General features: G+C 69.1%; 20 protein-coding genes. 10 read left to right on the plus strand and 10 right to left on the minus strand.

Features of this window, described 5'->3' with window-relative positions; all coding sequences use genetic code 11:
- Positions 1-34 precede the first annotated feature (34 nt).
- Both RHOOR92_RS0105145 and RHOOR92_RS0105150 read right to left on the minus strand, forming a co-directional pair.
- Complete coding sequence (locus RHOOR92_RS0105145; RefSeq protein WP_007512209.1) at positions 35-2,845, minus strand: TonB-dependent receptor; 2,811 nt, start codon at positions 2,843-2,845, stop codon at positions 35-37.
- Positions 2,846-3,013: 168 nt separating this feature from the next.
- Positions 3,014-4,024 carry a LacI family DNA-binding transcriptional regulator gene (locus RHOOR92_RS0105150; RefSeq protein ID WP_007512211.1) on the minus strand — a complete coding sequence of 337 codons (1,011 nt, stop codon included), beginning with the start codon at positions 4,022-4,024 and terminating at the stop codon, positions 3,014-3,016.
- Positions 4,025-4,434: 410 nt separating this feature from the next.
- Between RHOOR92_RS0105150 and RHOOR92_RS0105155 the strand changes: the two genes are divergently transcribed.
- Together RHOOR92_RS0105155 and rsmG are read left to right on the plus strand one after the other, a co-directional pair.
- On the plus strand, positions 4,435-4,884 hold the full coding sequence (locus tag RHOOR92_RS0105155) for an SPFH domain-containing protein (RefSeq protein WP_007512213.1): 450 nt from the start codon (positions 4,435-4,437) through the stop codon (positions 4,882-4,884).
- A 150-nt stretch (positions 4,885-5,034) separates the two neighbouring features.
- Positions 5,035-5,664, plus strand: a complete 630-nt coding sequence (gene rsmG / locus RHOOR92_RS0105160; protein WP_007512215.1) for a 16S rRNA (guanine(527)-N(7))-methyltransferase RsmG — start codon at positions 5,035-5,037, stop codon at positions 5,662-5,664.
- Positions 5,665-5,680: 16 nt separating this feature from the next.
- On the opposite strand, the gene RHOOR92_RS0105165 is transcribed toward rsmG, so the two are convergent.
- Entirely contained in the window at positions 5,681-7,042 is a 1,362-nt protein-coding gene (locus RHOOR92_RS0105165) for a GH1 family beta-glucosidase (protein ID WP_015449186.1), read from the minus strand.
- Between the two features lie 134 nt (positions 7,043-7,176).
- Between RHOOR92_RS0105165 and ugpC the strand changes: the two genes are divergently transcribed.
- The 5 genes from ugpC to RHOOR92_RS0105190 all read left to right on the plus strand — a co-directional run bounded on the left by ugpC (position 7,177) and on the right by RHOOR92_RS0105190 (position 11,371).
- A complete protein-coding gene (gene ugpC, locus RHOOR92_RS0105170) occupies positions 7,177-8,268 on the plus strand; it encodes a sn-glycerol-3-phosphate ABC transporter ATP-binding protein UgpC (RefSeq protein WP_015449185.1) in 1,092 nt (363 codons plus the stop codon).
- A 77-nt stretch (positions 8,269-8,345) separates the two neighbouring features.
- Positions 8,346-9,215: a ParA family protein gene (locus tag RHOOR92_RS0105175; protein WP_007512222.1), complete on the plus strand. Its 870-nt coding sequence runs from the start codon at positions 8,346-8,348 to the stop codon at positions 9,213-9,215.
- A gap of 3 nt (positions 9,216-9,218) precedes the next feature.
- Positions 9,219-10,088, plus strand: a complete 870-nt coding sequence (locus tag RHOOR92_RS0105180) for a ParB/RepB/Spo0J family partition protein (RefSeq protein WP_007512224.1) — start codon at positions 9,219-9,221, stop codon at positions 10,086-10,088.
- 133 nt (positions 10,089-10,221) lie between these two features.
- A complete protein-coding gene (locus tag RHOOR92_RS0105185; protein WP_027489776.1) occupies positions 10,222-10,938 on the plus strand; it encodes a glycosyltransferase in 717 nt (238 codons plus the stop codon).
- 64 nt (positions 10,939-11,002) lie between these two features.
- On the plus strand, positions 11,003-11,371 hold the full coding sequence (locus tag RHOOR92_RS0105190) for a DUF488 domain-containing protein (protein ID WP_007512228.1): 369 nt from the start codon (positions 11,003-11,005) through the stop codon (positions 11,369-11,371).
- A 10-nt stretch (positions 11,372-11,381) separates the two neighbouring features.
- On the opposite strand, the gene RHOOR92_RS0105195 is transcribed toward RHOOR92_RS0105190, so the two are convergent.
- Together RHOOR92_RS0105195 and RHOOR92_RS0105200 are read right to left on the minus strand one after the other, a co-directional pair.
- The gene (locus RHOOR92_RS0105195; RefSeq protein WP_007512229.1) at positions 11,382-12,317 is read right to left on the minus strand and encodes a patatin-like phospholipase family protein; all 936 of its coding nucleotides are present in this window, start codon (positions 12,315-12,317) and stop codon (positions 11,382-11,384) included.
- Between the two features lie 10 nt (positions 12,318-12,327).
- Positions 12,328-13,311: a YafY family protein gene (locus RHOOR92_RS0105200; RefSeq protein WP_007512230.1), complete on the minus strand. Its 984-nt coding sequence runs from the start codon at positions 13,309-13,311 to the stop codon at positions 12,328-12,330.
- A gap of 102 nt (positions 13,312-13,413) precedes the next feature.
- Here RHOOR92_RS0105200 and RHOOR92_RS0105205 point away from each other — a divergent pair, with 102 nt between their 5' ends.
- Both RHOOR92_RS0105205 and RHOOR92_RS0105210 read left to right on the plus strand, forming a co-directional pair.
- Positions 13,414-14,304, plus strand: a complete 891-nt coding sequence (locus RHOOR92_RS0105205) for a hypothetical protein (protein ID WP_027489777.1) — start codon at positions 13,414-13,416, stop codon at positions 14,302-14,304.
- Positions 14,305-14,402: 98 nt separating this feature from the next.
- Positions 14,403-15,212: a DUF481 domain-containing protein gene (locus RHOOR92_RS0105210; RefSeq protein ID WP_027489778.1), complete on the plus strand. Its 810-nt coding sequence runs from the start codon at positions 14,403-14,405 to the stop codon at positions 15,210-15,212.
- A gap of 59 nt (positions 15,213-15,271) precedes the next feature.
- On the opposite strand, the gene hemC is transcribed toward RHOOR92_RS0105210, so the two are convergent.
- Entirely contained in the window at positions 15,272-16,189 is a 918-nt protein-coding gene (hemC, locus tag RHOOR92_RS0105215) for a hydroxymethylbilane synthase (protein ID WP_007512233.1), read from the minus strand.
- Between the two features lie 123 nt (positions 16,190-16,312).
- On the opposite strand from hemC, the gene RHOOR92_RS0105220 reads away from it, so the two are divergent.
- The gene (locus RHOOR92_RS0105220) at positions 16,313-17,068 is read left to right on the plus strand and encodes a Bax inhibitor-1/YccA family protein (RefSeq protein WP_015449179.1); all 756 of its coding nucleotides are present in this window, start codon (positions 16,313-16,315) and stop codon (positions 17,066-17,068) included.
- Between the two features lie 63 nt (positions 17,069-17,131).
- Here RHOOR92_RS0105220 and tkt read toward each other — a convergent pair whose 3' ends face one another.
- From tkt to tal, 4 genes are all read right to left on the minus strand, one after another.
- Positions 17,132-19,180, minus strand: a complete 2,049-nt coding sequence (tkt, locus tag RHOOR92_RS0105225; RefSeq protein WP_027489779.1) for a transketolase — start codon at positions 19,178-19,180, stop codon at positions 17,132-17,134.
- A gap of 125 nt (positions 19,181-19,305) precedes the next feature.
- On the minus strand, positions 19,306-20,952 hold the full coding sequence (gene pgm / locus RHOOR92_RS0105230; RefSeq protein WP_027489780.1) for a phosphoglucomutase (alpha-D-glucose-1,6-bisphosphate-dependent): 1,647 nt from the start codon (positions 20,950-20,952) through the stop codon (positions 19,306-19,308).
- A gap of 159 nt (positions 20,953-21,111) precedes the next feature.
- Positions 21,112-22,746, minus strand: a complete 1,635-nt coding sequence (pgi, locus tag RHOOR92_RS0105235; protein ID WP_027489781.1) for a glucose-6-phosphate isomerase — start codon at positions 22,744-22,746, stop codon at positions 21,112-21,114.
- Positions 22,743-23,837 (minus strand): transaldolase, encoded by a 1,095-nt coding sequence (gene tal, locus RHOOR92_RS0105240; protein WP_027489782.1) that lies wholly within the window; start codon positions 23,835-23,837, stop codon positions 22,743-22,745. Before tal ends, pgi begins: the two co-directional genes overlap by 4 nt.
- Positions 23,838-23,855 lie beyond the last annotated feature (18 nt).

A 23,855-nucleotide genomic window follows, 5' to 3' on the forward strand; every position in this document is an offset into this window, starting at 1 on the left:
GGGTGAAGCGGCGATGCCGGCTGCCGCGGCTGGATCAGAACGTGTAGCGCGCGCCGATCTGGAAGCGGCGGGTCTGGTTCGGGTCGGCGCTGGTGGCGCGGCCGAAGTCGGGGTTCGGGTTGGTGGTGCCCCAGTTGTACTGGTTGTTGATGTAGCCGTTGTCGACGTCGCGGTTGAACACGTTCATCACGTCGAAGCGCAGCTCCAGCGCCTGGCTCTCGCCCCAGCGGAATTCCTTGGCGATCGACAGGTCGAGGTTGAGGTACTTCTGCCCGTACTTGCCGTTGTGGAAGAAGATGCAGTTGTAGTCGCAGCCCGGTACGTTGGCGAAGTAGTCGTAGGGCAGGCCGGAGCCGTAGGTGAAGATGCCGGTCAGGCGGGTGTCCCACGGTCCGCGCACGATGCCGTTCAGCACCAGGTGCTGCTTCTCGCCGACGTGGCCGGCGGGGTAGCCGGCCGGATCGACGTAGTCCAGCGAGTAGTTGTCGTTGCCTTGCTGGCGCGCGCGCTGATAGGTATAGGCCAGCCCCACGCCCCAGCCGGAGGCCTCGGTGTACGGCTTGTCGATGCTGATCAGCACACTGCTGGATTGGGTCTTCTTGTCGGTGTTGTGCAGCACCACGCCATACGGGCTTCCCGGCATCTGGTTGAGCACGAAGCCCGGCTCCGGCAGGCGGTTCCACACCCAGGTGAACTGGTCGTAGCCGAGCACGCGGGCCAGCGTCAGCGACGCGGTCCAGTCGCCCATCAGCTGGCGCACGCCCAGGCTGAACTGGTCGGTGTGCGGCGGCTTCGTGTGGTTGTTGACCACGTCGATCTCGGAACTGAAGCCGGCCTGGCCGGAGGCCAGCAGGCTGTTGAGGCCGGCCGGGGTGAGGTAGCTCGGATCCCACGCGATGGTGCCGGGGGTGACACCGCCCGGACTGAACAGGAAGGTGTAGTTCGGCACCAGCGAGTGCAGTTCCTCCTGGCTGATCCAGTCGAACGGCGTGCGGTCGTAGTAGCGGCCGGCACCGCCGAAGATGGTGGTGCTCTGGTCGCCGTCCTTGCTGACGTCCAGCGAGAAGCCCAGCCGCGGCTGGATCGCGCCCTTGTAGCCGTCACGGTTGTTGCCGGTGCTGATGTAATCCTGCAGGCCCAGGTATTCCAGCGTGGGGATCTGCACCGCCGGCGTCACGTAGTCCTTGTTCAGCGCATTGGTCTCGTAGTCCCAGCGCAGGCCCAGGTTCAGCTGCAGGCGCTCGGTGACATCCCAGTCGTCCTGCACGTACAGGCCGAGTTGGTTGGTGTGCAGGTTCGCGCTGGCGCCGGTGGGCGAGTACACCGCCTTGTACGGCGAGTCGAAGCCGCCGGGGAAGGCCGGGCCTTCCTGGAAGTAGTAGGTGGGCACGGTGGCGCTGTTCTGTTCCAGCGTGATGCCGTAGGCGGCGTACTTCACGCCGGCCTTGATGGTGTGCTTGTCCAGACCGAACCAGGTGAAGTCGTCGCGCAGGGTGCGCTGGTCCTGGCCCTTGTCCTGCAGGTCGCTGCCACTGCCGATCACCGCGATGCCCGGGTCGTAGATGCGGCGCACCGAGCCGGACTCGGCCGAGGTCGGGTGCCACTTCGCCATGCCGGCATCGAGCAGCAGGTCGTTGATCCAGCTGTCGCCGCGCGACTGCCACTTCACCAGCAGGTCGTCGACGTTGTTCTTGCGGTTGCTGCGCGCGCTGTAGGCGGTGGTGCCGCCGAAGCCGAGCTGCTCGCTGTCGCGGCGGGTGGTCAGGCTGAGGTCGACGTTGTTGTCGTGGTTCGGTTGCCAGCTCAACTTGCCGAAGAAGGCCTTCTCGTTGAACGGCGCCGAGAAGGTGCCGTTGTACTGGGCGAAGCGCGGGTCGTTGATCTGCACCGTGTTGTTGGCGGTGTCCTTGCGCTCCTCGTAGTTGATGAAGAACTGCGCCACGTCCTTGATGATCGGGCCGCCTAGCGTGAAGCCGCGCTGCTCGCGCTTGTAGTCGGGCTTCTTGACGTGGTTTTTCTTGTCGAACGAGTTCTGCGCGATCATCCCCTGGTTCTGGTAGTAGTCGTACAGCGAGCCGTGGAATTCGTTGGTGCCCGACTTGGTGACCGCGGTGATGATCGCGGTGCCGGCCTGCTCGTACTCGGCCTTGTAGTTGTTGGTCAGCACGCGGAATTCCTGCACCGCCTCCTGCGAGAACGGGTTGCCGCGGGTGGAATCCTGCCCGGCGATGCCGCCCTTGAGCACGTTGTTCTTCAGGCTGGCGCCGTCGATGAAAACGTTTACATTCTCGGCCGATTGGCCACCCGAGGAGAAGGTTTTCTGGGTGGGATCACGCGAGGTGACCACGCCCGGCACCAGCTTGGCGAAGTCGAGGAAGTTGCGCTCGTTCTGCGGCAGCGTCTGGATCTGCTTCTGGGTGACGTTGGTGGCCACCTCCGAGGTGCGCGTCTCGACCAGCGTGGCTGCGTTCACCGTGACGCTTTGCAGGGTGGTGGCGCCGGCGGTGCTGGGCGCGGCGGCGGCGTCCAGGTTCAGGTTCAGCGACTGGCCGACCTGCACGGTGACGGTCCGGCTGGCGCCGCCGGAGCTGATGGTGTAGCTGCCTGGCGCCAGTCCGGCCAGGGTGTAGCTGCCGTCGGCGTTGACCCTGGCCTTGCTGACGAAGCCGGTGGCGACATTGGTGGCGACGACCTCGGTGGGTACCTGCCCCTGTGCGGCGCTGACGCGGCCGCGCAGGGTCGCCGTGCTGGTCTGGGCCTGCACGCCCGGCAGCGCGAGCGTGGTGAGCAGCAGGCCGGCGAGGGCCAGTGAGATGTGCCTGGGTAGCGTGCGTTGGTTGGCCATGAGCTGATCCTCTCCCGTAGGTCGTTGCAAGTAGTTCGGACTTTTCTGTTGCCGCGTTGCTGGGGTGTTGCCCGTCGGCAGATTCCCTCGATCCCTTCGCGCCAGCTGCCCGGTTGTCGCGGGCGCTTCCATCCGACGCGATCCCGCGTCGTCAAACTGTCGGTGTCGCTACGCGATCGCCGCCCCGCTGGAGGCGCGCACGACCAGCTCGGCGCCGACGTGGCGTCGGGTGCCGGCGGGCACGCTGCCGGGGTGGTCGATCTGCTCGCCCAGCAGCGCCATCGCCTGGCTGCCGAGCTCGGCGATGTGCACCTGGATGGTGGTCAGCGAAGGCGTCACGTAACGCGCCATCGGCACGTCGTCGAAACCGCCGATGGCGATCTCTTCCGGCACGCAGATGCCGGCCTCGCGCAGCGCCGCCATGCAGCCGATCGCCATCATGTCGTTGGCAGCGAACACGGCGTCCGGTCGCGGCCGCATCGCCAGCACCTGCCGGCCGGCGCGGTAGCCGGATTCCTCGCTGAAATCGCCTTCCAGGGTGATCGCGGGGCTGCCCGGCGTGTGGCTGGCCAGCACCTCGCGGTAGCCGTGCTCGCGCTCGCCGGCGTCGCGGTTGCCGGGCGGCCCCTGGATGAAGGCGATGCGCCGGTGGCCCAGCGACAGCAGGTGCTCGACCATCAGGCGGGCGCCGCCGTCGTTGTCTACCGACAGCGCGCAGTAGTCGCTGCCGGCCGGCCGGGTGTTCATCAGCACGGTGGGCAGATCGTGCGGCAGGTTCTGCCGCAGGAAGTCGGCGTCGGCGTGTGGCGACATCAGCAGCAGGCCATCGACGCGACCCTGCATCGCGCGCAGCGCAACGGCGGCGGCGTCGGCGTCGTCGTGCGAGCTGGACACCAGCAGGTGCAGGCCGCGCGCGCGGGCGGCCAGGTCGATGCCGCGGATCAGTTCGGAGAAGAACTCGCCGTAGAGGTCCGGCAGCAGTGCGCCGACGGTGTTGGTGCGGCGGGTGATCAGCATGCGTGCCGCGGCATGCGGCACGTAGTGCAGGCGTTGCGCGGCTTCATGGATGCGCCGGCTGGTTTCGGCGGTCACCCCGTGGCCGCCGTTCAGTGCACGCGACACCGAGGCCACCGAAACCCCGGCCTCGCGCGCTACATCTTTGATGGTTGCTGCCGACATCCTGGATGTGTCCGGTCAAAACGTGCAGAAAACCGCATCGCCGCGGCAACGTAAACGTTTTCATGGCGCATTGTAAAGTGCTTGTAAAGCAAACTTTTCTGTTGCGCTGCCGCAGCTTTCGCACCTTCGTGGCTGGCGCGACGGGTGGATCGCCAGTGGTGACAGCAGTGGCGCCGGGAGGAAGGCACTACGGCGGTGCAACAGCCGGCCTGTTGGCATGATTCAGGCATGCCGTCGTGCGGATCTTCCGATTCTGTGAATGGCGTCGCCAATACCCGGCTCGGCGCCGGTTGTTAAAGGCTTGGTTTTGTCGTTAAATGAAGGTTAATCTTTGCGGGCTCAGGCCACTGTATCCTCAAGCTATCGCAAATAGTGAAGAAACCAGAGGCAAACTACTGTTTTCTCAGGCCATGACGACTCTGCTGACCCTGCTGCTCGCACTCCCCGCCGTCCTGCTTGCCAGTGCGGTCAGGCGCGTGCCGGCCGGCCAGGTCTACAGCCTGTATCGCCACGGCCGACTGCTGCGCGTGCTGGAGGCCGGCACGCACATGGTGCTGCCGCTGCTGGATCGGGTCGGACACAAGATCAACCTGGCCGGCCAGACCCTGCGTTTCGAGGAGCCGCTGGCCGATGCGCACGACGTGCGCGGCACGGTGTACTGGCAGGTGCTGGAGCCGGAGCGTGCCGACGCGGTGTTCGAGCAGGTCGACCAGTTGATCCGCCGCGGCGCGCAGGAAGCCTTGCGCAGCGAGCCGGCCGCCGACCGTCGCGACCTCGGCGCGAAAGTGAAGCAGTCCTTGAACAGCTCGTTGCGCGAGCGCGGCATGATGGTGACCCGGGTCGAGCTCGACGTGGCCTGAGTCGTGCACCGCGCCAGGGCGCCCGAGAGCGCCCGCGCCGCAGGGGATTTGCAAGCCTTCGACCCGCTTCGGCGGGTCTTCCTTTGACGGGGTTGGCAATGCCGGCGCGGCCCGCGGATACTTTGCGCCCCCAATCCTCCAAATGAGCCCATGACCACGCGTGACGCCTTGCAGGCCCGACTCGAACAAGGCATTGCCGCGCTGGGGCTGTCGCTGCCGGCCGATGCGGTGCCACGGCTGCTCGACTACCAGGCGCTGCTCGAACGCTGGAACGCGGCCTACAACCTCACCGCGGTGCGCGACCCGGCGGAGATGGTCACCCGTCACCTGCTCGATTCGCTGGCGATCCTGCCGTACGTGCAGGGCGCGACTCTGGCCGACCTCGGCACCGGCCCCGGCCTGCCCGGCATCGTGCTGGCGATTGCCGCGCCGGGGCGGCAGATCCTGCTGGTCGATTCCAACGGCAAGAAGGTGCGCTTCCTGCGCGAGGCGATCCGCGCGCTGAAGCTGGACGGCGTGCGCGCGCTGCAGTCGCGGGTGGAAGAGGTCGAGGGCCAGTTCGACTGCATCACCGCACGCGCGTTCGCCAGCCTCGCCGACATGCTGGCCTGGGGCGGTCATCTGCTGGCGCCGGGCGGGATCTGGCTGGCGATGAAGGGCAAGCCGGCGGACGACGAGCTGCCCGGCGTGCCGGCCGGCTTCGCGCTGCGCGAACGCCACGCGCTGAAGGTGCCGGGGCTCGACGCCGAGCGCCACGTGCTGCTGCTCGGCCGCGCCTGAGAAATCCCGAGGGCTCCTACGCGTCTTCGTCCAGCACTGCGCCGTTGCTCTCGATCACTTGCGCGTACAGCTTCGCGCTGGCCTTCGGCGTGCGCTGCTGGGTGGCGAAGTCGACGTGGTACAGGCCGAAGCGCTTGGAGAAACCCAGCGACCACTCCAGGTTGTCCAGCAGCGACCACGCGTAGTAGCCCTTCAGGTTCACGCCCGCCGCGATTGCCCGGTGCAGCGCCTGGAGGTGCTTGCGCAGATAGTTCGTGCGCAGCGGATCGTCCAGCACCTCGCCCTCGGCCACCGGCGGGTCGTAGAACGCCGAACCGTTTTCGGTGATGTACAGCGGAATGTCGCCGTAGCGGCCCTTGAACCAGCTCAGCGTGTCGGTCAGGCCCTGCTCGAACACTTCCCAGCCGGTCTCGGTGTAGGTCCTGTTCGGCTGGCGCACCGACACCGCGTGCAACGGATACGCGTTCGCGTCGTGCTTCACCACCGCGCGGGTGTAGTAGTTGATGCCGACGAAATCGACTGGCTGCTTCGTCAGCTTGAAATCCTCGGCCGGGAAATCCGGCCAGGCGTCGCCGAAGATCTCCTTCAGCTCGGGCGGGTAGCTGCCGAGCAGGGCCGGGTCGGCGAACTGCTGGTTCATGTAGGCGTGCGCGCGGGCCGTGGCGGCGAGGTCTCCGGCGCTGTCCGAGTGCGGGTACTTCGGTTCGATGTTGAACACCACCCCGATCTCGTGCTTGCCGTGCGCGCGGTACGCCTGGATGCCGGCGCCGCTGGCGCGCATCAGGTTGTGCGCGGCGATCGGTGCCTCGTACTTGCTGCGGTGGCCGGGCGCCAGCGCGCCGTGCAGGTAGCCGCCGTCGGTGACCACCCAGGGCTCGTTGAGTGTGGACCAGCGCGGCACGCGGTCGTCCAGCGCCTTGAACATCACCTCGGCGTACTCGGCGAACCAGTACGCGCTGTCGCGGTTGAGCCAGCCGCCGCGGTCGTCCAGCGCCGCCGGCAGGTCCCAGTGGAACAGCGTGGCGTTCGGCGCGATGCCGTGCTCCAGCAGTTCGTCGACCAGCCGCGAATAGAAGTCCAGTCCCTTCGGGTTGAACCGGCCGCTGCCCTCGGGCAGCACGCGCGCCCAGTTGATGCTGAAGCGGTAGCCCTTGAGGCCCAGCGCCTTCATCAGCTGCACGTCTTCACGGTAGCGGCGGTAGTGGTCGCAGGCGACGTCGCCGGTGTCGCCGTTGACCATCATCCCCGGCGTGTGGGCGAAGCGCTGCCAGATGCTGGGGCCGGCGCCGTCGGCCAGCGGGGAACCTTCGATCTGGTAGGCCGAGGTGGCGGCGCCCCAATGGAAGCCGTCGGGGAAGCGGAAGCTGGGGCGCGTCATGGGAGGTCCTGCGATCAAGGCGCTTGATGTAAACGATTACATCGGCAGAATAGCCCAATGTATCGCCGCTGTGCAGACGAGTGCATGCTGTGGCGAAGACCGGCCGTCGTGGCCAACCCCCAGCGGAGACGCCGATGGCTCGCGTGTGCCTGGATCAGCTGCGCAAGGTCTACCCCAACGGCCACGTCGGCGTGGCCGACGCCAGTTTCGAGATCGCCGACGGCGAGCTGCTGGTGCTGGTGGGGCCGTCCGGCTGCGGCAAGACCACCCTGCTGCGCATGATCGCCGGGCTGGAGTCGATCAGCGGCGGCACGCTGAGCATCGACGGCCGCGTGGTCAACGCGGTGGCGCCGAAGGACCGCGACATCGCGATGGTGTTCCAGAACTACGCGCTGTACCCGCATATGACGGTGGCCGAGAACCTCGGCTTCGGCCTGAAGCTGCGCGGGCACAAGCCGGCCGAGATCGACCGTCGCGTGGCGGTGGCGGCGAAGACGCTGGAGCTGGAGTCGCGGCTGGCTGCGCGCCCGGCGGCGCTGTCCGGCGGCCAGCGCCAGCGCGTGGCGCTGGGCCGGGCGCTGGTGCGCGACCCGAAGGTGTTCCTGCTCGACGAGCCGCTGTCCAACCTGGACGCCAAGCTGCGCCTGTCGATGCGGGTGGAGATCGCCCGGCTGCACCGCCAGCTCGGCGCCACCATGGTCTACGTCACCCACGATCAGATCGAGGCGATGACCCTGGGCCAGCGCATCGTGGTGCTGGACGGCGGGGTGATCCAGCAGATCGACACGCCGATGGCGCTGTACGAAAGGCCGGCCAACCTGTTCGTGGCCGGCTTCGTCGGCAGCCCGGCGATGAACCAGCTGCGCGGCACCTTGCAGCGCGACGGCGGCTGGACGCTGGCCACCGCCCACGGCGCCATCGCGCTGGGCGAGCCGGCGCAGGCGGCGGCGTGGCAGCTGTGGCGCGATCGCGAGGTGGTGCTGGGCATCCGCCCGGAACACCTGCAGCCGCAGGCGGACGGCGCCGGCGCGCTGAGCGCCCGGCTGGAAGTGCTCGAGCCGGTCGGCCACGAGGTGTTCCTGAACCTGCGCTACGGCGACCAGCCGCTGGTCGCGCGGGTGCCGCCGCGCGCCCTGCCTGAGCCGGGCAGCACGCTGGCGCTGGGCCTGGCGGCCGAACGGCTGCATCTGTTCGATGCCGCCAGCGGGGCGCGGATCGGTACCTGAGAGCGCAGTCCCCGGGGAGGCAAGCCGCGGCGGCAATGCTAATCTAGCCGTCCTTCGCGAACGGTAGCTATCCATCCATGGCCCGCATCATCGCTGTCGCCAACCAGAAGGGCGGCGTCGGCAAGACCACCACTGCCGTCAATCTCGCCGCGGCGCTGGCCGCGGCGAAGCGCAAGGTATTGCTGGTCGACTTCGATCCGCAGGGCAACGCCACCATGGCCTCGGGCGTCAACAAGCGCGACATCAAGGCCAGCGGCTGCGAGGTCCTGCTGGAGGAAGTGGAGATCGCCGCCGCGATCGTGCCCACCGAGGCGCACTACGACCTCTTGCCCGGCAACGGCGACCTCACCGCCGCCGAGCTGAAGCTGATGGACGCGCTGGCGCGCGAGCACCGGCTGAAGGAAGTGCTGGCGAAGATCGCGCCGAACTACCACACCATCCTGATCGACTGCCCGCCGTCGCTGAACCTGCTCACGCTGAACGCGCTGACCGCGGCCGATGGCGTGCTGATCCCGGTGCAGTGCGAATACTTCGCGCTGGAAGGCCTGTCCAGCCTGCTCGACACGATCAAGGCGGTGCGCCACCGGCTGAACCCCCATCTGGAGATCGAGGGCCTGCTGCGCACCATGTACGACGTGCGCAACAACCTCGGCAACGAAGTCTCCGCCCAGCTCACCCAGCACTTCGGCGACAAGGTGCTGCGCTCGATCATCCCGCGCAACGTGCGCCTGGCCGAGGCGCCCAGCCACGGCCAGCCGATCCATCTGTACGATCGCAGCTCGCGCGGCGCGATCGCCTACATCGGCCTGGCCGGCGAGGTGATCCGGCGCGAGCGCGGGCTGCCGCCGCGCCCCAGCCATGCCGAGGCGCTCGACGATATCGAACCGCCGCCACACGGCGACAGCGGCCCGACGCTCAAGGCGCCGGCCGCCAACCACCAGGAATAAGGCATGGCAGCTGCGAAAAAACGGGGACTGGGACGCGGGCTGGACGCCCTGCTCGGTGGCGACGGCGACGCTGCGCCGTCGGTACTGACCCAGGAAGGCGAACTGCGCGTGCTGCCGATCCAGCAGATCCAGCCCGGCAAGTACCAGCCGCGGCGGCACTGGAACGACGAGGCGCTGGACGAACTGGCCGCGTCGATCAAGGCGCAGGGCCTGATCCAGCCGGTGGTGGTGCGCGAGATCGGCAAGAACAGCTACGAGCTGATCGCCGGCGAACGCCGCTGGCGGGCGGCACAGCGCGCCCAGCTGAGCGAACTGCCGGCGCTGGTGAAGAGCGTGCCGGAGGCGGCCGTGCCGGCGATGGCGCTGATCGAGAACATCCAGCGCCAGGACCTCACCCCGCTGGAAGAAGCCGACGCGCTGAAGCGGCTGATCGACGACTTCGAGCTCACCCACCAGCAGGCCGCCGACGCGGTCGGCCGTTCGCGCGCGGCGGTGTCGAACATGCTGCGGCTGACCGAGATGCCGGAGCCGATCCGGCGCCTGCTCGACGACGGCAAGCTGGAAATGGGCCACGCGCGCTGCCTGCTGACCCTGGACGAATCCATCGCCGTGCCGCTGGCGCGTCAGGCCTCGACCCTCGGCTGGTCGGTGCGCGAGCTGGAAGAAGCCGCGCGCCGCGCGCAGACCGCGCCGAAAGGCAAGGCCAAGCACGCGCCCGCGCGCGACCCGAACATCGCCGCGCTGGAGCGCGAACTGGCCGAACGCCTGGCCACCCGGGTCGAGCTGGCCCAGGGTCGCGGCGGTCGCGGCAAGCTGGTGATCCACTACCACAGCAACGACGAGCTGGACGGCATCCTCGGCAAGATCCGCTGAGACCACAAATGAGTGGGGAAAAGTGAGAGACCTGCCATGCAGGGATTGTCTTCCCCCGTTTCTTGACTTCGCTCCACTCGCTCCTCGCTCCGCCACACGTTCCACGTTCACGTAGATAGTCAGGGCCCGCCCCATGCCGCAACTCTCCGTCGTCGTCCCCGTCTTCAACGAGCGCGACAACATCCCGCCGCTGCTGGCCGAGATCGCCGCCGCGCTGCGCGGCCGGGTCGACTACGAAGTGGTCTACGTCGACGACGATTCCAGCGACGACAGCCGCGCCGTGCTGGCCGCGCAGAAGGCGCTGCACCCGGAGCTGCGCGTGCTGCACCACGTCACCCGCAGCGGGCAGAGCACGGCGGTGTGGAACGGCGTGCGCGCGGCCGTGTCGCCGTGGATCGCCACGCTGGACGGCGACGGCCAGAACGATCCGGCCGACATCCCGAAGCTGCTCGCCGCGCGCGACGCGGCATCGGCCGAAACGCGGCTGTTCGCCGGCTGGCGCACCACCCGCCGCGACAGTTTCAACAAGCGCATCTCCTCGAAGGTCGCCAACGCGGTGCGCTCGCGCATGCTGAAGGACGCCACTCCGGACACCGGCTGCGGCCTGAAGCTGTTCGAGCGCGAGGTGTTCCTGCGCCTGCCCTACTTCGACCACATGCACCGCTACCTGCCGGCGCTGGTCAAGCGCGCCGGTTTCGCCAGCCAGAGCGTGCCGGTGGGCCATCGCCCGCGCACCGCCGGCGTGTCCAAGTACGGCATGCTGGACCGGCTGTGGGTCGGCCTGGCCGACCTGCGCGGGGTGGCCTGGCTGATGCGCCGGGGCAAGGTGACGAAGGTCGAGGAACTCTGATCGGCGTCACGCCGCCTTGCGCCGGCGGTCGTATGCTGGGGATCTTCCTTCCAGGGAGGCACCCATGAGCATCAGCGTCAAACGTGTCTACGAACCGGCCGCGAAGTCCGACGGCTATCGCGTGCTGATCGACCGGTTGTGGCCGCGTGGGCTGAAGAAGGAGGCGGTGCCGCTGGACCTGTGGGCGAAGGAGCTGGCGCCGTCGACCGCCTTGCGCCAATGGTTCGGCCACGATCCGGCATTGTGGGACGGCTTCCGCCACCGCTACGCCGGCGAGCTGGACGCGCTGGCCGAGTACTGGCAGCCGCTGGCCGAGCGGGCCGCACGGCACCCCGTCACCCTGCTGTTCGGTGCCCGCGACGAGGAGCACAACAACGCGGTGGCGCTGAAGGCGTACCTGGACAACTGGCTGCGCACGCACGGCCCGCGCTGAGGCGTGCGGTTCAGGCCTCGCGTTGCGGCGTGCCGGCGCGTGGCCAGTTCGCCAGTGCCGCGCGTGCCTGCAGGCGACCCAGTTCGATCAGCTCGTGCGCGCGGTAGAACTCGTAGGCCAGCGCCATGTTGTGCGGCAGCTGGATCAGCAGGTCCGGCGCGTACGCGGCCAGGCGAAGGCGCGACAGGTTGGCCTGCATCAGGTCCATTGCCTGGGTCAGCAGTTCGAGCGTGCCCGGCTCGCGTGGGCGGCTCTCGCCGCGCGGGAGCATGCGGCCGATGAACTCGCCGATGCGGTAGCGATAGCTGTCTTCCGCGGCCGCCGGCTGGAGCGGCGGTTCCGGCGGCGTCGCCGCCACCGCCGGGCCGTCCACGCTCACCGCGATCAGGTAGTCGGCGCGCTCGCGGATCAGCGGCGTCACCGGCACCGGGTTGAGCAGGGCGCCGTCGACCAGCCGGCGGCCATCGATGGTGTGCGGGCGGAACACCGTGGGGATCGCGATCGACGCGCGGATCGCCTCGAACAGGCCGCCGCGGCTCAGCCACACCTCGCGGCCGCGCTCGAGGTCGGTGGCCACCGCGGTGAACGCCAGCGGCAACTCTTCGATCTGCGCGTCGCCGACCAGCCCGCGCATGGTCTCGATGATCTTGTCGCCCTTGATCAGGCCGCCGCCGGAGAAGCTCCAGTCGACCAGCCTGAGCACGTCGAGCTTGGCCAGCGCGCAGACCCAGTCGCGGTACACGTCGAGCCGGCCGGTGGCGTGGATGCCGCCGATCAGCGCGCCCATCGAGCTGCCGGCGATCGCCACGATCTGGAAACCCTGCGCCTCGATCTCCTCGATCACGCCGATGTGCGCCAGCCCCTTGGCGCCGCCGGCGCCGAGCGCCAGCGCCACGGTCGGCGGGCGCCGCCCCGGCGCGATGCCAACGGGATCGGTGGAGGTCATCGGGCTGCGCTCAGCGCGGTGGTTGCTGGTAGCCGCCGAGCGCCAGCTGCAGCAGGATCTTCATCTCCTCGCGCAGCGGCAGCGGCGCCACCACCTCCGCATCCGGGCCGTACTTGAGCACGTCCATCAGCAATTCCTTGGAGTTGGAGTACGGCAGCTTCAGCTCGTAGCGGCCGTCCGGCAGCCACTCGCCCTTCTGCTGCGAATGCCAGTGCTCGTCGGCGACCCAGCGCGCGGCGTGCTGCGAGAAGCGGATCGTGGCCCACGCCTTCGGCTTGCCGGCGAAGATGCCGTAGCTGGAGGCGAGCAGTTCGTTGAGCTCGGCGTCGGCCACGTCGGTGGCGGGCGTGTCCAGCGCCTGTGCGTCGGCGATGCGGTCCACCGCGAAGCTGCGCAGCGCCTGGCGGTCGTGGTCCCACACGTCGAGGTACCAGTTGTCGCGGTAGTGGGTCAGCCGCTGCGGTGAGACCGTGCGCCGGCTGTCCGCGTTGGTGGTGCGCGCGCGGTAGCGGAAGCGCAGTTGCTTCCGCTCCAGCACCGCGCCGGCGACGATGCGGAACACCTGCTGGTCGAGCTTGCGCTCGCCCCACGGAATCACCCGGATGCGCTCGATCGGCAGCGTCTTGCCGTTGTCGTGGCTGGACAGCAGGCCTTCGATGCGCGACTTGAACGGCGCCAGCGCGCCGGCCAGCACGCCGGGGCCGGAGCGGCCGATCAGCTCGTTCAGCGCCAGCAGCGCGGCCAGTTCGTCGGAGGTCAGCCACAGTCCGGGCAGCTCGAATTTCTCGCCCTCGCCCGCCTCGTAGCGGAAGGCGGCCTGGTCGGTGCCGGCGCTTTCCACCGGCGCGCCCAGCGCGTCGCGCAGGAACGCCACGTCACGGTACAGCGTGGCGCGCGAGCACTCCAGCTCGCCGAGCAGGCGCGACAGCGGAATCGGATAGTGCGCCGACTTCAGCAGCCGGTGCAGGGTCAGTATGCGTTCGTAGCGATCCATGGGAGCGTCGGCATATCGTGGGGAAGAGGCCTTGTGTAGCATGGCGGCGGCCTGCGGCGGTCGCAAGTCGCCGCCTTCGACTCCCCGGATGCCTTTCCGCCCATGCGCGAACTGCCCCCCGACGTCCTCTCCACCGCCGGCATCGACCGCGCGCCGCCGTCGAGCTACGCGGAGATCCTGCTGCGGCTGCTGGCGATCAGCGGCTACGGCCTGTGGCTCTGGCTCGGCATGGCGCTGGCGCTGGGCATGGAGCGGATCGGCCGCTGCGACATGCGGATGCCGCTGATCCTCGGCACCGCGCTGGTCGCGGCGGGCCTGCCGCTGACCCAGTCGCGGCGGCCGGCGGCCGCCGCCTGCCGCTGGTCGCCGGAGCATGAGCGCCGGCCCGCGCAGGTGCTGCCGATGGCGCTGCTGACCCTCCTGCCGGTGCTGCTGGTGATCATCCTGGGCGATGGCCACGGCCATGTCCCGGCGATGCGTCTGGCCGGCGTGGCGCTGATGCTGTGCAGCCTGGTCAGCCTGGTCTACACCGCCTACCGCTATCGCCGCCACCTGTCGCCCGGCCTGCAGCGGGTGTCGTCGTCGCTGCCGGTGAGCCGGCTGGTCACCGCCTGGTACGGTGGTGGCCTGTGGTTGTGGCTGTGCACGATGGTGCAGGGCGGGCTGGAGCCGCCGCACCGCGCGTATCCGTGGATCCTGCTGCTGCTGGCGCTGGCCTTGCTGCTGGGCCTGCTCGAAGGCATGCGCTGGCAGCTGCTGGGTCTGCCGCACGGCGCGGGCGGCGAGCTGGAGGCGCACCACGTGCCGCCGGCGCGCATGGTGGCGGCGATCCTCGTTTACGTGCTGCCGTGTGCCGCGCTGTTGCTGACCGAACGCTACGGCGGCGGCTTGCTGGCCGCCGCGCTGACGGTGCCCAGCTGCCTGCTCGGCAAGATGCTGGAGCAGCGCGTCTACGAGACGGCGCTGGCGGGCGGCTTGGCGGCCGGCGGGTGAATCAGCGTGGATGGCGTCGCCACGCCGTTCATTGCCAATTCAAGCCGCCCCGTTAAGGTGGTGGTCTTACTATTGTTTAACAAATGGATCGTCCCCCGATGAAAAAGACCCTGATCGCCGGCCTGCTGCTGGCCGCTTTCGCGAGTTTCGCTGCCCAGGCCCAGGACACCGACGTCAACCCCGCCAGCAATGGCGGCTGGAGCGGTTCGGGCGAGTTCGGCTTCGCCTCCTCCACCGGCAACTCGCGCTCCGAGAACATCAACGCCAAGCTCGGCCTGAGCCAGGAAAACGAGCAGTGGAAGAACAACTTCTTCCTCGATGCGCTGCGCTCGAAGAGCCAGCAGACCATCGTGGATACGAACGGCAACACCCTCAAGCAGTTCAACACCACCGCGAACCGCTATGACGGCGGCGCCTCGGTCGGCCTCAAGCTCGACCCGCGCAGCTACATCGTCGGCGCCGCCCGCTACGAGCACGACGACTTCGGCGCGAACCTGTGGCAGGGCATCGTCTCGCTCGGTTACGGCTACATCGCGCTGAAGGACGGGCGCAACGAGCTGTCGTTCGAAATCGGCCCCGGCTACAAGCGCTACCGCCCCGCCGACGTCGAGCTCGTGGTCAATGGCGTGGTGGAGCACCAGCGGCAGCCGACCGAAAGCGAAATGGTTGCGCGCGGCCTGGCCAACTACAAGTACAAGCTCACCGAGAACACCGCGTTCGAGGACACCTTCCTGATGGAAGCCGGTTCGAAGAACACCTACCTGCAGAACGACGCGGGCGTGGCGGTCAGCATGACCCAGAAGCTCGCGCTGAAGGTCGGCTTCCAGGTGCGCCACAACAGCGACGTGCTGCCCGGCACCAGGAAGACCGACACGCTGACCACCACCAACCTGGTCTACAGCTTCTGAGTAGCGACCGGGGTTGCGGACCGGCGCCGGCCATCGGTGCCGGTCGCCCCTGCGGCTTTTCAGAGCCCGAGAAACTCCGCCGCGCCCTGCGCCAGCAGCTCGGCCGCCACCTGCCGGCCCAGTGCGATCGCCTGGTTGCTGGGGCCGCTGGCTTCGGCGCGCAGCAACCGGCCGCCGGCCGCGTCGCCGACCAGGCCGCGCAGGTGCAGGCCGTGTTCGCCCAGCATGCACCAGGCACCGACCGGCACCGTGCAGCTGCCGCCCAGCGCCTGGTTCATCGCGCGCTCGGCGCTCACCGTGAGCCGGGTGTCGGCATCGTCCAGCGCGGCCAGCAGCGCCAGCACGCCGGGCTGGCCTTCGCGCGCCTCGATCGCGATCGCCGCCTGGCCCGGCGCCGGCAGCCAGTCCGGCGCGGCCAGTCGCGAGCGGATGCGCGCGGCCAGGTCGAGGCGCTCCAGCCCGGCGCAGGCCAGCACGATTGCGTCGTAGGCGCCGGCGTCGAGCTTGCCCAGCCGGGTGCCGACGTTGCCGCGCAGGTCGAGCAAGACGAGATCCGGCCGCAACGCGCGCAACTGCGCCTGCCGGCGCAGCGACGAGGTGCCCACGCGCGCGCCATGGGGCAGCGCGGCCAGGTCGTCGTAATGGTTGCTGACGAACGCGTCGGCGGCGTCCGCGCGCGGCAGGATCGCCGGCAGCGCGAAGCCCGGCTCCAGCTGCGCCGGCACGTCCTTCAGCGAATGCACGGCGAGGTCGGCGCGGCCTTCCAGCATCGCCACCTCCAGCTCCTTCAGGAACAGCCCCTTGCCGCCGATCGTGGCCAGCGGCTGGTCGAGGATCTCGTCGCCGCGCGTGCTCATCGGCACCAGTTCCACCGTCAGCCCCGGGTGCGTCGTGCGCAGCAGCGTGGCGACATGTTCGGCCTGCCACAGCGCGAGCGCGCTCTTGCGGGTGGCGATACGCAGGGTGGCAGGGTTCATCGGGGCTCCGCACAGTTCGGCAAGAGCGCATTGTCGCGTAGTTTCTGCGCAGCGGCGTAACGGCATGTTGGCGCAGGGCGCCGGCAAAGCCGCTACGATGAGGGCAAACCACGGGAGCAGACCATGCAAAGCGGCAATCCGGCGCTCAACAAGAACACCTTCCTCGACGCTTCCAGCGGCGCGGTCTTCACGCGCGGCGACGAGGCGATGACGATCAACGGCACGGTCAACAAGACCGGCCTGCTGCTGCTCCTGGTGCTGGTCGGCGCGATGGTCAGCTGGAGCCGCTTCGCCGGCCCGGACAGCCTGCCGGCGATGCTGCCGCTGGTGCTTGGCGGCGCCCTCGGCGGCCTGGTGCTGGGCCTGGTCACCGCGTTCAAGAAGACCTGGGCGCCGTTCACCGCGCCGCTGTACGCGGTCGCGGAAGGGCTGTTCATCGGCGCGCTGTCGGCGATCTTCGAGCTGCGCTACCCCGGCATCGTGATGCAGGCGGTGGGGCTGACCTTCGGCACCATGGCCGCGCTGCTGCTGGCCTATCGCAGCGGACTGATCCGCGCCACCGAGAAGTTCAAGCTCGGCATCGTCGCCGCCACCGGCGGCATCATGCTGCTGTACCTGGCGAACTTCGCGATGGGCTTCTTCGGCCACTCGATCGGTTTCATCAACGGCAGCAGCGGCGTCGGCATCGCGTTCAGCGCGGTGGTGGTGGTGATCGCGGCGCTGAACCTGATCCTCGACTTCGACCTGATCGAAACCGGCGCCCAGCAAGGCGCGCCGAAGTACATGGAGTGGTATGGCGCGTTCGCGCTGGTGGTCACCCTGGTCTGGCTGTACCTGGAACTGCTGCGCCTGTTGTCGAAGCTGCAGTCGCGCAACTGATCGACTGAAAACAAAGAGGCCGGCGAATCGTCGCGATCCGCCGGCCTCGTCGTGTCTGCGTGCTCATTTGCCCAGCAGTGCCTTTGCCCGGCGCACCACGTTGTCGACGGTGAAGCCGAACTCCTGCAGCAGCTTCTCCGCTGGGGCGGAGGCGCCGAAATGGTCGAGGCCGAGCATGTCGCCCTTGGCGCCGACGTAGCGGTGCCAGCCCTGCGCGACGCCCAGTTCCACCGCCAGCCGCACCGGCACGTCGGGCGGCAGCACGCTGTCGCGGTAGGCCTGCGGCTGCGCGTCGAACAGCTCCCAGCTCGGCATCGACACGCAGCGCACGGCGATGCCGCCGGCCTGCAGCGCTTCGGCGGCTTCGACGATCAGGCCGACTTCGGAGCCGCTGGCGATGAGGATCAGCGCGGGCTGGCCGTCCGGCGCATCGCGGAGCACGTATGCGCCGCGGCGCAGCCCGTCGGCGTCGGCGTAGCGCGTACGGTCCAGCGTTGGCACGTTCTGCCGGGTCAGCGCCAGCAGCACCGGCCGCTTCCTCGTCTCCAGTGCCACCCGCCAGGCCACCGCGGTCTCGTTCGCGTCGGCGGGGCGGATTAGGGTGAGGTTGGGAATCGCGCGCAGGCTGGCCAGCTGCTCCACCGGCTGGTGGGTGGGGCCGTCCTCGCCCAGCGCCACGCTGTCGTGGGTGAACACGTGCACCAGATGCAGGCCCATCAGCGCGGCCAGGCGGATCGCCGGGCGCATGTAGTCGGAGAAGATCAGGAAGGTCGAGCCGTACGGCACGAAGCCGCCGTGCACGGCCAGCCCGTTCGCGATCGCGCCCATCGCATGTTCGCGCACGCCGAAGTGCAGGTTGCGCCCGGCGTGGCTCCAGCCGCCGCCATCGGAACCTTGCGCGTCCTCGCCCGGCGCCAGCGGCGGATTGAAGTCGCCCAGGTCCTTCAGCGCGGTGTGGGTGGACGGATCGAGGTCGGCCGAGCCGCCGAACAGGGCGGGCAATCTCGGCGCGATCGCGTTCATCACCTTGCCGCCGGCGACGCGGGTGGCGAGGCCCTTGGCGTCGGCGGGGAACACCGGGATGTCCGCGTCCCAGCCCGCCGGCAGTTCGCCGTCCAGGCGGCCCTGCAGTTCGGCGGCCAGCTTGGGGAAGGCTTTGGTATAGACGTCCATACGGCTGTTCCAGGCGCGCTCGGCCGCCACGCCGCGATCCAGCGCCTCGCGCAAGTGCTTGAGCGCCGGCGGCGGCAGCAGGAAGTCCGGTTCGACCGGCCAGCCCAGCTTCTCCTTCGTCTTCCTGACGTCCTCGACGCCCAGCGGCGAGCCGTGCGCCTTGAACGTGTCCTGCTCGGGCGAGCCGTAGCCGATGTGCGTGCGCACCAGGATCAGCGTGGGCCGCGCGTTGTCGGCACGCGCTTCAAGCAGCGCGGCGTCGATCGCCGCCAGGTCGTTGCCGTCGGCCACCTGGATCGTTTGCCAGCCGTACGCCTCGAAGCGCTTAGCGCGATCCTCGGAGAAGGTGATGTCGGTGCCGCCGGCCAGCGTCACGTCGTTGTCGTCGTACAGGCAGGCCAGCTTGCCCAGCTTGAGATGGCCGGCCAGCGAAGCCGCCTCGCTGGCCACGCCTTCCATCAGGTCGCCGTCGCTGACGATGGCCCAGGTGCGATGGTCGATCACGCGATGGCCGTCGCGGTTGTAGCGCGCGGCCAGGTGCGCCTCGCCGATCGCCATGCCCACCGCGTTGGCCAGGCCCTGGCCGAGCGGGCCGGTGGTGATCTCGACGCCCGGCGTGTGGCCGTACTCGGGGTGCCCCGGCGCCTTGCTGCCCCACTGGCGGAACTGCTTGAGGTCGTCCAGCGTGAGGTCGTAGCCGGTGGCGAACAGCAGGCTGTACAGCAGCGCCGAGCCGTGGCCGGCGGACAGCACGAAGCGGTCGCGGTCGGGCCAGTGCGGATTGGCGGGGTTGTGCTTCAGCTGATGCGTCCACAGCGCGTACGCCATCGGCGCGGCACCCAGCGGCAGGCCGGGGTGGCCGCTGTTCGCGTGCTGCACCATGTCCACCGACAGGAAGCGCAGCAGGTCGATGCATGGCTGGTCGAGGGGGTGGGACATGGCGGTACCTCCGGTGGCAAGTGTTCGGTAGGAGCCCGCTCGCGGGCGATGCCTTGGTTCGGAATCTCCAACAGACATCAAGACAAGAGCATCGCCCGCGAGCGGGCTTCTACACGGGTTTCGGGTCAGGCGAGCGCGGCGTCGACGATGCCCTGGGCTTCCTTCAGCAACGCTTGCAGGTGTTCCTCGCTCTGGAAGCTTTCGGCGTAGACCTTGTAGATCGCCTCGGTGCCGGACGGCCGCGCGGCGAACCAGCCGCTGGCGGCGATCGCCTTGATGCCGCCGATCGCGGCGCCGTTGCCGGGCGCGTGGTCCAGCACCTGCTCGATCTTCTCGCCGGCCAACCGGTCGCTCTTCACCTGGTCGGGCGACAGCTTGGCCAGCTTCGCCTTCTGCGCCGGGGTGGCGGCGGCGTCGACGCGGCTGGCGAACGGCTTGCCGAGCTCGCGGGTCAGCTGCGCGTACAGCTCGCCCGGGTCCCTGCCCTCGCGCGCAGTGATCTCGGCCGACAGCAGCGCCGGCACCAGGCCGTCCTTGTCGGTGACCCAGGCCGTGCCGTCGCGGCGCAGCAGTGAGGCGCCGGCACTTTCCTCGCAGCCGAAGCCGAGCGAGCCGTCGAACAGGCCCGGCGCGAACCACTTGAAACCGACCGGCGCCTCGAACAGCCGGCGGCCCAGCCGTTTCGCCACGCGGTCGATCAGCGCGGTGCTGACCACGGTCTTGCCCACCGCGGCGTGCGCGCCCCACTGCGGGCGATGGCGGAACAGGTAGTCGATCAGCACCGACAGGTAGTGGTTCGGCTCCATCAGCCCGCTGCTGCGGGTGACGACGCCGTGGCGGTCGTGGTCGGTGTCGCAGGCGAACGCGACGTCGTATTGGTCCTTCAGCCCGATCAGCCGCTGCATCGCGTACTTCGACGACGGGTCCATGCGGATCTTGCCGTCCCAGTCCACGCTCATGAAGGCGAACTGCGGGTCGACCACCGCGCTGACCACGGTGAGGTCGAGCTTGTAGCGATCGGCGATCGGCGCCCAGTAGTGCACGCCGGCGCCGCCCAGCGGATCGACGCCCATATGCACGCCGGCACTGCGGATCACGTCGAAGTCGACGATGTTCGCCAGGTCGGCGACGTAGCTGTTGAGGTAGTCGTGCTCGTGCGTGGTGGCCGCCTGGCGCGCCTGCGCGTACGGCATCCGGCGCACGTCCTTCAGGCCGCCTTCGAGCAGGGCGTTGGCGCGGTTCTCCACCCACTTGGTGATGTCGCTGTCGGCCGGGCCGCCGTTGCTGGGGTTGTACTTGAAGCCGCCGTTGTCCGGCGGGTTGTGCGACGGCGTGATCACGATGCCGTCGGCCAGGCCGCTCGTGCGCCCCTTGTTGTGGACCAGGATCGCGTGCGACACCGCCGGCGTCGGGGTGAACTCGCCGCCTGTGGAGATCATCGTCGCGACGCCGTTCGCGGCCAGCACCTCCAGCGCATTCTCGAACGCCGGCTGCGACAGCGCGTGGGTGTCGGCGCCGATGAACAGCGGGCCGTCGATGCCTTTCGAGCGGCGGTACTCGCAGATCGCCTGGCTGATCGCCAGGATGTGCGCCTCGTTGAAGCTGCGCTCGAGCGAGCTGCCGCGATGGCCGGAGGTACCGAACGCCACGCGCTGCGCCGGCACCGCGGGATCGGGCTTCAGGTCGGCGTAGGCGGCCAGCAGTTTCGCGATGTCGACCAGGATCGACGACGGTGCCGGCTTGCCGGCGAGGGGACTGATGTGTTGACTCATGGGTCTCTCAAGTGACTGTGGGCATTCTCCTCCCCCTGCTCGCCCCAAAGGGACTTCCTTCGGTCGCAGGGGGAGGTCGGGAGGGGGTTGCGCGGGCTCGCGACGGCCGGTCAAGAGCACCCCACCCCAACCCTCCCCTGCAAAGCAGGGGAGGGAGTTTCAAGCGGTGTCGCGCAGCTGGCGATAGCGGCGGATCAGGGCGTTGGTGGAGCTGTCGTGCGCAAGCGTCGGCATGTTCTTCGCGGTCAGCTCGGCAATGGTGGTCTTCGCCAGCTGCTTGCCCAATTCCACACCCCACTGGTCGAACGAGTCGATGTCCCAGATCACGCCCTGCACGAACACGCTGTGCTCGTACAACGCGATCAGCGTGCCGAGCGTGTGCGGAGTGAGCTTCTTGGCGAGGAGGGTGCTGCTGGGACGGTTGCCGGGGAACGTGCGGTGCGGGGCCAGCGCCGCATCGGTGCCGGCGGCACGCACTTCCTCGGCGGTCTTGCCGAACGCCAGCGCCTCGCCCTGGGCGATCAGGTTCGCCAGCAGCAGGTCGTGCTGGTCGCCGAGCGGGTTCAGGCTCTGGCCGAAGCCGATGAAGTCGCACGGCACGAGGCGCGTGCCCTGGTGCAGCAGCTGGTAGAACGAGTGCTGGCCGTTGGTACCCGGCTCGCCCCAGTAGATCGGCCCGGTGGCGTAGTCGACCGCGGCGCCGTCCCGCGTCACGCGCTTGCCGTTGCTTTCCATGGTCAGCTGCTGCAGGTAGGCCGGGAAGCGCTTCAGGTATTGCTCGTACGGCAGCACCGCGACACTGGCCGCGCCGAGGAAGTTGTTGTTCCAGATGCCGAGCAGGCCCATCAGCACCGGCAGGTTGCGTTCCAGCGGCGCGTGGCGGAAGTGTTCGTCCATGGCGTGGAAGCCGGCCAGCATCGCGCGGAAATGCTCCGCGCCGACCGCCAGCATGGTGGACAGGCCGATCGCCGAATCCATCGAGTAGCGCCCGCCCACCCAGTCCCAGAAGCCGAACATGTTGGCGGTGTCGATGCCGAACTTCGCCACCTCGGCGGCGTTGGTGGAGACCGCCACGAAGTGCTTCGCCACCGCCGCCTCGTCGCCCAGTGCTTCGACGCACCAGGCACGCGCGGCGCGCGCGTTGGCCAGCGTCTCCAGCGTGGTGAAGGTCTTCGAGCAGACGATGAACAGCGTCTCGCCCGCGTCCAGGCCGTGCACCGCCTCGGCGAAGTCGGTGCCGTCCACGTTGGAGACGAAATGGAACGTCATCTCGCGCCGGCTGTACTCGCGCAGCGCTTCGTACGCCATCACCGGGCCGAGGTCGGAGCCGCCGATGCCGATCGAGACCACGTGGCGGATGCGCCGGCCGTCGTGGCCCCGCCACGCGCCGCTGCGCACGCGGTCGGCAAACGCGGCCATGCGGTCGAGCACGTCGTGCACGTCCGCCACCACGTCGTGGCCGTCGAGCAGGATCTGCTGCGTGCGCGGCGCGCGCAGCGCCACGTGCAGCACGGCGCGGTTCTCGGTGGTGTTGATCCTGTCGCCGCGGAACATCGCCGCGATCCGTTGCGGCAGGCCGCAGGCCTCGGCCAGCTCGCGCAGCAGGCCCAGCGCGTCGGCGTCCACCCGCTGCTTGGCGTAGTCGAAATACAGGCCGACGTCCTCCAGCACGTAGCGTTCGCCGCGCTGCGGGTCGGCGGCGAACAGCTCGCGCAGATGCTTGTGGCCGATCGCGTCGGCATGCCGTTGCAACGCCTGCCACTGGGGCAGGCGGGTCAGTCGCGGCTCGCTCATGGCAGCTGGGATTCCTTATCCAGTGCGCTGGCCTTGTCGGCGATGCGCTGCAGCAACTGCTGCCACGATTTCACGAACGCCGCGGCGCCGTCGCGCTGCAGCTTCAGCGCCAGTGCGTCGAGGTCCACGCCGGCGGCAGCAACCCGCGCCAGCACCGCGTCCGCGTCGCCGCCGTCGTCGGCCAGCACGCCGTGCAGCTGGCCGTGGTCGGCGAACGCGTGCAGGGTCTTCTCCGGGATCGTGTCGATGGTGTCCGGCGCGGCCAGCGCGCTGACGTACAGCGTGTCCGGCGCGGACGGGTCTTTCACCCCGGTGCTGGCCCACAGCAGGCGCTGCGGCCGGGCGCCGGCGGCGGCGAGTTTGTGCCAGCGCTTGGAGGCCAGCAGTTCGCGGTAGGCACGGTAGGTCTGCTGGCCCACCGCGATGCCCAGCTGGTTGCGCAGCGCGTCCGGCAGCTGCGGGTTGGCGGCCACGTCCCAGCGGCTGATGAACAGCGAGGCAACCGAGCCCACGCGCGGGTTCAGCCCGGCTTCCAGGCGCCGCTCGATGCCGCGCAGGTACGCCTCGGCGACGGCCTGGTACTGCGCGCAGGAGAACAGCAAGGTCACGTTGATCGGGATGCCGAGGAAGATCGCCTCCTCGATCGCCGGCACGCCTTCCGGGGTGCCGGGAATCTTCACGAACAGGTTGTCGCGCCGGCCCTGGTGGTGGATGTGGCGTGCCGCGGCGATCGAGCCGGCGGTGTCGGCGGCCAGCAGCGGCGAGACCTCCATCGAAACCCAGCCGTCGACCTGGCCGCTGGCGTCGAACACCGGGCGGAACAGGTCGGCAGCGCGGCGCAGGTCTTCCAGCGCCAGCTCGGTGAACAGCGTCTCGCCGGCCAGCCCGGCCAGTGCCTTGGCGTGGATGCCGGCGTCGTAGGCGTCGCCGTTGCCGATCGCCGCGTCGAAGATGCTGGGGTTGGAGGTCAGCCCGGTAATCGAGTCCTCGGCGATGTAGCGCGCCAGCGTGCCGTCGTCGAGCAGCGTGCGGGTGATGTTGTCCAGCCACAGGCTCTGGCCGAGGTCGTGCAATTGGCGGGTCGCTTTCATGCTTGCTCCGTGTTTCCG

Origin of the sequence: Rhodanobacter sp. OR92, from assembly GCF_000427545.1 — a bacterium.
In the GTDB taxonomy this organism is placed as follows: domain Bacteria; phylum Pseudomonadota; class Gammaproteobacteria; order Xanthomonadales; family Rhodanobacteraceae; genus Rhodanobacter; species Rhodanobacter denitrificans.